Below are 11,805 nucleotides of genomic sequence, written 5' to 3'. Positions count from 1 at the left end.
CTTTAATTCCCCATAACTATGCTTAAAGATCCATTGTTAATGTCATAAAAAATGTGCCAGATTTTTTATGCTTGACTGTGCTCCACAGAATACTCGAATAGCTCGCATCAAGAGAGATAATTCCCCCCTGAAGCTTTACGCCCGCTGTCCAACCTGCAAGCTGTTCACTCGTAAAACCATACAAACGATTGTCTGCCTGGGGTTGCGAAAAAGCACGACCGTAGTCCAAACCAATATAAGGGCGAAATTCACCAAAAACACTTTTGAAAACAACGTTATCGCTCCACGGAATTGTTCGCAGCAACAAGTCATTACGAGTAAAAAAACCGTTATTACCAAAAATTAAACTGTCGCGCGTCCCGCGCACATTTGAAGCCCCTCCTAACGAAATCTGCTCCGCACCCAATAAATTATGAGGCGAATATTGCCCGCTCAAAAGATTACTCAGTACAAAATTCCACTCCCCTAACTTGAAGGGCGTCATTGCACTGATCATACCTGTCAACTTCGCAAATTGAGGCTCCGCATCCCCTGCCCCTAGATCATGTTTTTTGACAGAATGAAACAAACGAAGCCCTTGCAAATAACTTATATCAAATGTCCACGTTCCACCAAGCATCTTGCGAGAATGCGATATCCCAAAATTGGCAACGCTGTATTGGCGACTGCCAACCTCAATCTTATTTCCAAGCAGATAATTATTGGTTCTTTTATAAGAAAAACCAAAATTCAGTGTTGTGAGCGAAAAACTATCACGGTGAAGGACATAACTGGTGCTGCCATATAATTCACTGGAATTGCCTGTTGTTTCCATATCTGTGAAGTTTCCCTTTATAAGACTTTGATAATTATAGACATAGCCGCTAAGGTAAAATGTCCAATAACCGTAAGGAATACTCACACTCGCAGAAATGTTATTGCTATGCCCCTCTTGCTCGATACCACCCCAATAGCCTTGTTCACTGCGTTGATAGCTAAAAGCCCACGCATCATTCATCTCTAAAATATTTTCCAGCTTTAAACCCGCATTATAACGTGCATAGCCCGTTGACAATTGCCCAAGATTATCATGAGAAAATGTAACCTTTAAAGCTTTATCAGGCCGATTGCTGATATTGATAATTGTACTTCCATCTTCGCTTCCAGGAAGAAGTTCGCTTTTAGCATGTGCTGACTGGAGCCTGTTCATCTGATCAAGTCCTTGTTCAATATCGCGCATATTGAGAATGCGCCCTTTAAGCCCAGGAAAAGCACTCCATACAACATTGTTATAACGAGACGCTGGTGAACCATTATAGTAAATCTCTGAGAGCTTGCCTTCAACAACGACAAATTTGAGCGTCTTGCTGTTTTTAATATCTTGATCAGGAATATAAAAACGCGCCGCCACATAACCTTTATCGAGATAGACTTTGGTTAACTGTTTGATCAATATCTGGATATCATAAAGCCCAATACATCTTCCAATATAAGGCTCTGTTATGGCTGCAAAAGCATGATTTTTGACGTGATGCACTCCCTCAATAATAATATTATGAATGGTAAAGCAGTCTCCGCCACTAAGATGCGCGCTTTGTTTTCTTTCAGGAGAACTGTTCATGCCTTTAGGCGTTAAAGCCCGTAAATGCTCAAGATTCTGTAATCTTTGTTGCTCACTATGCTCACGGGAAAAATTGTCTGTAGGTGTTTGCGCAGATGCTATAAAAGTATTAAAAAAATTAAACAACAAAATAAAAAAAACAAAAACTCTTAATAAGCAATCTTGGCTTAATATTATAAAAAACATTATAGGTTAGCTCCACGCATTTGTATTTCATGAAAAACTTCCTAAAAAAATTTGGTGATGACGGAACATCCATTTAAAATAAAAAAATGACTGCTTCCATATCATCCTATTTGTAAGAATACACACAGTGTTTTGTTTTATTTCCATTGTGATAAAATCTGTTCTTCCCATCTTCACTATCAACCCTGCAATGAAAACTACTAAACGGATAAATATACAGTAGAATAACACCTGCAAATAAAAGAAACTGTCGATCCATTTCTTGTCTTTATTTACCACAAAAATGTGGCAGCTATACCAACAGCTTCCTACTTTCATACCATACTGAATGCTATTGTATTCGTGAATATTTCCCGTTGTTTCTTTATTTCAACTCTTTTTTATGAAAGCTTAGAGAAAACTCAACAGTCAAACTAATCATAAACTTATTTTATTTAAAATTCTGCTTGTTGTTTGCCCCTTATATAGCTTGTTATGTAGTAAATTATATATTAATTAATACATAATGGATAAATTATAGAAAAGCACAAGACTTTACTACAACTTTCACTACAACTCTTGTAATCGTTATAATAAACCTATCAGTATAAACCTATCAATTAAGTGTAGACAACTAATTTATATTTAAACCAATATGAAGCTTTCATTCTATTCTAAAAATTAAAAATATCAATATAAAATAATTAATTTTAAACAAAATTATAATCTAAATGAATAAACTTATTTTATTACTTGTTATATTAGTAAAATAAAAATAATTAAATAATTTCATTATTATTATAATTTATAAATATTTTTATTAAGCTAATGTTAAATGAAGCAATATTTTTATAAAACAAAAAATAATGGTTTCGATATAATTATTGTATAAAATAATACTAAAATATTATAGGAGCTTTCCCTTTTTTCACGACATTTTTGTACCTAGAGAAAACTTGTAGCCAAAGCTGGTGTAGTTGAAATCAGAGAAGAAAATTTATATAACTGCTTGTTTCTCAACAATGACCTGCCAACTTTGTAACTATTCCTGCTTTATATAATTTGACAGCCATTATCAGCAATAACATACATATTTCTTCCAAACAAAATGAAAATCAGCAAGTTACTTCTAATTTTTGTTGAATAATTATCCTTCTATCATAGAATTATCAGCCTTTTATCCCAACTTAATTCTTATTCATACTTCCTTGTTTTTTTAGATTATAAAATTTAAGCACATAGAAACAAATAACAAGCAAAACAACCCAACTAATACCTACAACTAAAACTGGTCGTGTATCATCAAAAAAACATAACAGCATAAAAATAAAAACCATAAATAGGATAGAAAAAATTGACCCTATTGGCCAAAATGGAATTGGAAATTTCAAACTAGATTGTACTTCTTTAGACATTTTAAGCCGCATAAAAATTTGCGAAAATAATATCATCATCCAAACGAAAACTGTCGCAAATGTCGCCATTGCTGCAATGAGAAAAAAAAGTTGCTCGTGGAACAAGTAATTCAGAACAACTCCAAAAAGGAAAATACCTAAAATCAATAAAATAACAAAAATCGGTATACCGTTTTTTGATAAATATTGAAACTTCTTTAAAGCATACCCTTCCTGCGAAAGCCCATGTATCATGCGAGCAGCGCCATACATCGCACTGTTCATTGCAGAAACAGCAGCTATGACAACAACAATATTCAGAATATTAGCTGCCGCTGAGATCCCAAGACTTTCAAAAATTGAAACGAAAGGACTGTCCATAAGACCAATTTTATTCCAAGGATAAAGTGACATTAAAATGGCTAAGCTAATGATATAAAATAGCAAAATACGTACAGGAGTAGAATTAATAGCCTTTGAAAGTGTTTTATGAGGATCTTGTATTTCCATCACTGCCATACCGATAATTTCTACACCACCAAAAGCAAATACAACAACACTAAAGCAAGCAAAAAAACCAAACCAACCATTGGGAAAAATACCTCCATTTTTCCATAAATTATGGATACTTACAGTGGAAGCAGCAGGAGTTGTTCCCCAACCATACAAAATAATTACTATTCCTAAAATAATCATTGCAATGATAGCAATAATTTTAATAGAAGATAGCCAAAACTCTAGCTCACCATACACTTCTACTGCTGCCAAATTGATACTGGTAATGATCAGTGTAATGCTAAGTGCCCATATCCAAGGAGCAACATCAGGATACCAAAACCCCATATAAGTCGCAAAAGCCGTGATATCAGCCAATCCAACAAGAAGCATCTCAAAAACATATATCCATCCTGTTAAAAAACCTGCCAATGGTGATATGTAATTTACAGCATAACGAGCAAAAGAACCGGGTAGTGGATTGTGAATAATCATCTCACCAAGAGCCCGCATAACCATAAAAATAGCAAAACCAGAAATACAATAGGCTATGAGAACACTTGGACCAGCAAGCTTAATCGCTTGTGCAGACCCATAAAAAAGGCCTGTTCCAATAGCAGAACCAAGAGCTAAAAAAATAACTTGGCGCTTGCTCATACCTCGTTTAAGCTCGTTTGTTCTCATTTTTTTCCTTCTTCACTGAATTATTGATCAAAAACCATACCACAATTATGACTTTATTCATCATAAAGCCTCATTTTTCTCTCGAAGGTATATTCAAAAAGCATTGAACAATGCTTACCAAACTCTCTATTGTAAATAATGGAAGAACACTCTTATTATGGGTTATTCAGCTTTTTCAACGCTCTCATTTTTTATCATGTTATTTTGATCAAGTGGTAATGCAATTTTTTATCATTGTCCTTTAAGTTTATTTTTGTATTCTCTATTTTTGTTCTGCAGAAAAAATGCTGAATTTGATGAGACTACCAATTGCAACGCTCTCTTTTCACTTCACAGAAATAGAAGCCTAAAGTTCGTAAAGCTACATTTTTGGCAAGTCAATAAATTTTCTATCGGTATCTAAGAAAATTCTCTATTACTTGCTCAGTTTACAACAAACAAAAATTGTGTACAACAGCCCATGAAGCAACTTTTAACATCAACTAATTGGCTTTAAATTAAGTCATAAAGTGCACTAAATCCACTTCTTAGGAAATCTAATTACTTTAAAACACGTGTTTTCCCTAAAGGAACTATTTTGCCTCATGATGATCTAGTTTATCAGCACAAACTTATAAAAGCCAATATTAAAAAATTGCTTTTTGGAGTAATTTAATCTTCTATTTTTAGCTTATCTTCTATAACATAATTAAAGTATAAATTTTGATATTATAAATATTTTATTGTGATTTTATCATTATTTTAAACAGTAAAATTGGGAAAAATATTTAAAAGCAATATATTATGTATTTTCATAACAGTTATTTTTTGTTTTTTGAAAATCGTGGAGCTTAATGAAAATCTTGGGAGAAGCAGATCTCGAGAGAGCCTTTTCGCTGTCATAACATCATATGAGAAGGAATCTTTGTTGAGACGAAAAATATGATTGTCATTCGCATTTCAAATTAAAATACTGTAGAAAAAAGTGGATCTACAATCAGAGAAAAAATCAAAAAAGGAGTTACAATCGCTACAATAACTTTTTTCTTGCAAAACTTGCGCTAAGGAGGCAATTTGGTCTAAAATACGAACTGTAGGGACATTTTCTAACGCTATTTCAAAGCTTTTAAAGATTGGCGAGTTTTTATATGTTATTGATTTTATGCAATTTTTGTTGATATTAAAAGCCAGTCCATACACTGTTATGCTCACTTGAAGAGATAATTGGATACAGACACCCACTACATATTAGTTGATACATGGACACATATTCATTTATCACTAAAATATATCACTTTACCCAATTTCTATATAGGAAAACTCACAAATTAAGTGTCTTCCTTCCCTATTTGATATCAAAATAAATATTACTTGGATTCTAGTGATGGAAAAATTGTTTTTGGTAAAATAGACAATAAGTGCCCCTCACTCACAAGTATGTGCCCCTTATGAAGATCTGGAGCCATATAGCGATCTTCCTTAAGGGTATCAATATTTTTACGTAGGTGCTCCATAACAGATTGCAGAAAAGAGCTTGTTTTTAAAGGAGTACGATATTCAATTCCTTGTGCTGCAATAAGCGTTTCAATGCCAATAATGGTAAAAAGGTTTTCGCTCATCGTTAGCAATCGACGTGCACCATGACAAGCCATTGAAACGTGATCTTCTTGATTTGCTGAAGTTGGTGTCGAATCAACTGAAGCAGGATGTGCCATTTGTTTATTTTCAGACATTAAAGCAGCTGCAGTTACTTCAGCAATCATAAAACCTGAATTAAGACCCGCATTTCGCGCTAAAAAAGCTGGAAGTCCATGAGAAATTGCTGGATCAACCATAAGGGCAATACGCCTTTGACAAATGGAACCTATCTCACATAAAGCAAGAGCGATCTGATCAGCGGCAAATGCTACAGGTTCAGCATGAAAATTTCCACCCGATACAACTTCACCATTGCTTAAAATTAACGGATTATCTGTAACTGCATTTGCTTCAATAATCAGTGTTTTTGCTGCTGCGATAAGAATATCAAAACATGCTCCCATAACCTGTGGTTGACAACGTATACAATAAGGATCTTGTACACGGACATCATCACGCAAATGTGCAGCCCGAATTTCTGAATTCTCTAAAAGCTCTTCTAATATTTGTGATACGACAATCTGCCCATAATGTCCCCGTAAGATATGGATATCAGAGTGAAATGGAGCTGTTGATCCCATGACGGCATCTGTTGTCAATGCTCCTGCAAGAAGTCCACCACACAATGCCCTATAACCACGAAAAAGACCTGCAAGAGCAAGTGCTGTTGATGTTTGAGTACCATTGATAAGAGCTAGACCTTCTTTTGCTTCTAAAACAACAGGTGACAATCCTGCTTTTTCTAAAGCAGACGCCCCACTCATACGAATATTTTGAAAGAATGCTTCTCCCTCTCCCATCATAACAGCGGCCATGTGAGCAAGAGGCGCAAGATCACCTGATGCACCAACAGACCCCTTTTCAGGGATAACAGGAATAACTCCATTCGCAAGCATATCTTCTAACAAATGCACCAATTCTAGACGAACACCAGAAGCTCCTCGCCCGAGCGAAATAAGTTTTAAGGTCATCATCAGACGTACAATATTTTCCGGTAAAGGAGCCCCCACACCACAACAATGTGACAAAATAAGATTTCTTTGTAAAATTATCACATCATTTACATCAATTTTAATCGACGCTAATTTTCCAAAACCGGTATTGATACCGTAAACTGGCTCACTCCTCGAAGCAATTTTAGCAATGCGGTCTGCTCCCTTTTTGATAGCCAGATGCGTATCATTATGAAGTTTGCTTATTTCACCATTCCAGTAAACAGCCTCAAGTTCGTTAAGCGTTACTTTACCGGGATTTAGCACAATAGTCATAATTTTATCTCTCGCTCATTTATAGCCTATATTCATACTTTCCATTTATTTAGGATAACAGAAAAATCATTTTTTCTCTCTAACACTTATGTGGAGATTAAAATGATCTGGATAAATAAATTATGTTCTTAAATAATAAATAGAAATATCGAAAAAAAATTCTTAATTCCAATTGACCGAATAAAATAATGGAAAGAATGGCTTTACCCCATAAATTAAGGAGTATTTTCTGTTGTGTGTACAGAATGTAATAATGTTGAAAAAATAACAGCAATTTTCTACATTATTCTCCCCACTTCATTGATTTAAATACACAAAGTAATGAACAAAAAGAGCTCCATAAAAAGCAAAAAACTTGCTCATTTTAAAATTACTTCCACTATTTAGTATATAACTTGATAATGCACTTCAATGAAATTTTCCTTTTAAAATAGAAATATTTTATTTTCAAAAATAATTAATACTGTTACAAAAATGATATAAAATGGTATCGAGGGGCTTGGTGCACCCGACAGAATTCGAATCTGTGACCTCTGCCTTCGGAGGGCAGCGCTCTATCCAGCTGAGCTACGGGTGCTTAAAACTGATTGTCAAAACCATCTATAGCCTTTTAGCTGATCACACTCTCAGCTTCAATGGAAAATTATCATTCTGATAAAAAATACTCGTTTATGATTTATGCGACTACGCACGCTCCTTATCCTCTCTCCTGCCATGAAATTTTATCTTCAAATAACTTCCTTTTCGCACAAAATTATTTTCTTGTTGAGAAAACAACTTTTATTACAACTTCAAAATTCTCAAAAAGTAAGCTACAAGATAAATTGCAAATATCAGGATAATCCTTAATGACTAAATTACCAAGCCGCTTTCATTTTATCTCTGCAGAAACTATAGATGCCACCAAAGCTTCCCATAAATTAATTTCCATTTATGGTCATTCTTCCCTCGAAGAAAGTGACGTTATTGTTGCAATTGGTGGGGATGGAACAATGTTGCAAACAGTGCGAGACGTTATGAACACCGGAAAACCTATTTACGGTATGAATCAAGGTTCTGTAGGATTTCTCATGAATGAATTTCATGAACAAAAATTACCAAGTCGCATTGCTGTCGCACATAAAAAGGAAATTCATCCCCTGCGCATGATTGCAAAAGCTGAATGTCAAGAATATATTGAGACACTTGCAATCAATGAAGTCTCATTATTCCGTCAATCTTACCAAGCAGCAAAAATCCGTATCAGTATTGATGACAGCGTGCGTATGGAACAATTAAATTGTGATGGCATCCTCGTTGCAACACCAGCAGGGTCTACTGCATATAATTTATCAGCACACGGACCTATCTTGCCCCTCATGGCTCCCCTTATGGCACTCACCCCCGTTAGCCCCTTTCGTCCTCGTCGATGGCATGGGGCGCTGCTTCCTAATACGGCAATAGTACGCTTTGATATGCTCGAACCTGAAAAACGTCCTGTAAACGCTGCTGCCGATAATGTTGAGGTAAAATCTGTCCATTCAGTTACTATTTCAATGGCAACAGAGGTAACGGTCTCAATCCTTTTTGACTCTAACCATTCATGGGATGAACGTATTTTATCAGAACAATTTCGCTATTAATTATTGTATCATGCTTTCTCTGGGTATATGGCTGTTAGAGTTGACTTTTTTATGAAGGCACTTTAACCCTCTTTGAGAGTATCGAATACTTAAACCTCAAAATAGTTTGGATAGAGAAGTTAAAATCGTAGAGCAATTGATAGAAAAATGGTACCAACTTTAAAAAGTTTTGATGGTTTGGGCCTTTCTGAAAAGGTTATTAAAGCAGTAAGGTCAGCGGGGTATACAGTTCCGACACCTATTCAAAGTGGAACAATTCCTCACGTGCTTCAAAGAAAAGATGTTCTGGGTATTGCTCAAACAGGGACTGGAAAAACAGCTTCTTTTGTTTTGCCTATGCTCACACTTCTTGAAAAAGGCCGTGCAAGGGCGCGAATGCCCCGTACTATCGTATTAGAACCAACACGAGAACTTGCAGCCCAAGTCGAAGAAAACTTCGATAAATATGGAATAAATCATCGTTTAAATGTTGCACTTTTGATTGGTGGTGTTTCTTTTGAACAGCAAGATCGTAAACTTGAACGGGGTGCTGATGTGCTTATCGCAACACCAGGACGTCTTCTCGATCATTTCAAACGCGGTAAATTGCTCCTGATGGGCGTAGAAATTCTTGTTATTGATGAAGCTGATCGCATGTTGGATATGGGCTTTATTCCTGATATTGAACGCATCTGTAAACTCACCCCTTTTACACGTCAAACTTTGTTCTTTTCTGCAACAATGGCGCCAGAAATTGCAAAACTAACAGAGAAATTTTTACATTCTCCTGTTTCTGTTGAAATTACAAAAGCATCTTCAACTGCAACCACAATTACACAGAGGCTCGTCAAATCGGGAAATAAATCATGGGATAAAAGAGCTGTTTTGCGAGAACTTATTCATAATGAAGGTGATGAACTTCAAAACGCTATTATTTTTTGTAATCGAAAAAGAGATATCTCTGAACTTTTTAGATCTCTCGTCAGACATAATTTTAGTGTGGGTGCACTTCATGGGGATATGGATCAATACTCGCGCATGAGCACATTGACCGATTTTAAAGACAATAAACTCACACTTCTTGTTGCATCTGATGTTGCCGCCCGTGGACTTGATATCCCAGCTGTAAGCCATGTCTTCAACTATGACGTTCCCACACACGCTGAAGACTATATTCATCGAATTGGTCGTACAGGGCGCGCAAATCGTAGTGGAAAAGCTTTTACGATTGTTACAAAAGCTGACCAAAAATATGTCAATGCTATTGAAGAAATGAGCAATGAAAAACTTGAATGGCTCAATGGAGATCTTTCTACTTTAACGACCGATGATCAAGAAGACGACGCCGATGTAGAGAAAAAATCTCAAAAATCAGTAAAGAGAACTTCTCAAAAAGGACGCGCTGTTCGAACTAAAAAGTCTTTACAGGATAATAAATTGGATAGCACAGAATCTGCAAACAATATAGAAAATCCGCCTCAAAAGCATCATCATCAAAACAATAAGAACTACACTCCTCTTGGATTTGGCGATGACATTCCAGCATTTATGCTCATAAAAATCCGCACCTAAAAAGTACTCTGAAGGCGCCACTTTTACTTCTCTTGGATAGTTAGCCTTTCTACTATTTTTTCACGCCCTAAAAGCCGTAAAAGTTTTCCCATTTCAGGTCCATGATCCATACCTGTAAGTGCCTGGCGTAATGGCATGAACAAAGCTTTTCCACCACGTCCTGTTTTTTCTTTTAATGCTGTTGTCCAAACTTTCCAACTTTCCTCATTCAAAACACCTTCAGGTAATAAATTGAGTGACTGCTGCACGAAAGCACGATCCTCTGGTGCCACTGTATCAAAATTTTGTTCATCATGAATGATTTTCCACCACAAAACTGCATCATTTACTCTATCAATATTGCTTCTTATCGCGTTCCAAAAGCACTCCGCCTTTTCTCCATCAATAGAAAGGCTTTTAAGTCGCATTTGAACTTCCTCATAGGTTAGCTCATGGACAAAATGACTATTCAAAGCAAGAAGATCAGCAATATCAAATTTTGCAACCGATCTTGACGTATCTTTGAGATTAAAATGCTCTAAAAGCGCTGCTTGATTGGAATAGGGATGTACATTTTGTGATGTCCCAATCAAAACAGCAAGGCATTGAACAGCGATAGATTCAAATCCTTCTTCTCGTAGAGAACGAATAGAAAGATCATTATTACGCTTTGAAAACCCTTTTCCTAAAACTGTAGACAATAAATTGATATGACCAAAAATTGGTAATTCTGCATTAAGAGCTTTAAAAAGAGAAATTTGAGCACCTGTATTTGTAATATGATCATCCCCACGAATAATATGCGTAATAGCCATATCTACATCATCAACAACAGAGGGTAATGTATAAAGGTAGCTTCCATCTTCACGAATAAGAACAGGATCTGAAAGAGAAGCCAAATCAATCGTCTGCTTTCCCTTTACTGCATCATTCCAGCAAACTTCTGTTCGCTTTGTTTGTAGAGGATTATTTTCAAAATTAGGAAGAAGAAAACGCCAATGAGGTTTACGACCTTGTGATTCGAATTCTTTTTTCTCTTCTGCTGTCAATTTTAATGCTGCACGATCATAAATAGGAGGCAATTTGCGTGAAAGTTGGATTTTACGACGCCGCTCTAATTCTTCTTCAGTCTCATAACAGGGATAAAGAAGCCCGCGTTGTTTGAGAATTTCTGCAACTTCATCATACCGGCCAAACCGTTTAGATTGGTGATAAATTTCATCTGGTTGGATACCAAGCCACTCAAGATCAATCGCAATAGCATCAATATATTCTTGTTTGGAACGTTCAGCATCTGTATCATCATAGCGTAAAACAAATGCTCCATTATGCGCTTGCGCATAAAGCCAGTTGAACAAAGCAATACGGATATTTCCAATGTGAACATAACCTGTTGGAGATGGGGCAAAACGAACTTTTGTCATTAAATA

General features: G+C 35.8%; 6 protein-coding genes and 1 tRNA gene. 2 read left to right on the top strand and 5 right to left on the bottom strand.

Annotated features, from left to right (window positions below):
• Nucleotides 1-22: 22 nt before the first annotated feature.
• The 4 genes from V4B17_RS02220 to V4B17_RS02205 form a co-directional block, all read right to left on the bottom strand.
• Nucleotides 23-1,786, bottom strand: coding sequence for a ShlB/FhaC/HecB family hemolysin secretion/activation protein (locus V4B17_RS02220; protein ID WP_455479877.1), 1,764 nt, complete (start codon nt 1,784-1,786; stop codon nt 23-25).
• A 1,166-nt stretch (nt 1,787-2,952) separates the two neighbouring features.
• Nucleotides 2,953-4,338 carry an amino acid permease gene (locus V4B17_RS02215; protein WP_455479876.1) on the bottom strand — a complete coding sequence of 462 codons (1,386 nt, stop codon included), beginning with the start codon at nt 4,336-4,338 and terminating at the stop codon, nt 2,953-2,955.
• A 1,346-nt stretch (nt 4,339-5,684) separates the two neighbouring features.
• Complete coding sequence (gene hutH / locus V4B17_RS02210; RefSeq protein ID WP_455479875.1) at nt 5,685-7,223, bottom strand: histidine ammonia-lyase; 1,539 nt, start codon at nt 7,221-7,223, stop codon at nt 5,685-5,687.
• Nucleotides 7,224-7,723: 500 nt separating this feature from the next.
• Nucleotides 7,724-7,800 (bottom strand) — tRNA-Arg (locus V4B17_RS02205).
• A gap of 271 nt (nt 7,801-8,071) precedes the next feature.
• Between V4B17_RS02205 and V4B17_RS02200 the strand changes: the two genes are divergently transcribed.
• Together V4B17_RS02200 and V4B17_RS02195 are read left to right on the top strand one after the other, a co-directional pair.
• Entirely contained in the window at nt 8,072-8,845 is a 774-nt protein-coding gene (locus tag V4B17_RS02200; RefSeq protein WP_455479874.1) for an NAD kinase, read from the top strand.
• A 147-nt stretch (nt 8,846-8,992) separates the two neighbouring features.
• Nucleotides 8,993-10,396, top strand: a complete 1,404-nt coding sequence (locus V4B17_RS02195; RefSeq protein WP_455479873.1) for a DEAD/DEAH box helicase — start codon at nt 8,993-8,995, stop codon at nt 10,394-10,396.
• 23 nt (nt 10,397-10,419) lie between these two features.
• On the opposite strand, the gene gltX is transcribed toward V4B17_RS02195, so the two are convergent.
• A complete protein-coding gene (gltX, locus tag V4B17_RS02190; RefSeq protein WP_455479872.1) occupies nt 10,420-11,799 on the bottom strand; it encodes a glutamate--tRNA ligase in 1,380 nt (459 codons plus the stop codon).
• Nucleotides 11,800-11,805: the final 6 nt, after the last annotated feature.

The sequence above is a fragment of the Bartonella sp. B23 genome (assembly GCF_053793815.1).
The sequence above is the reverse complement of the archived record's forward strand: the minus strand, read 5'-3'. Positions and strand labels throughout refer to the sequence as shown.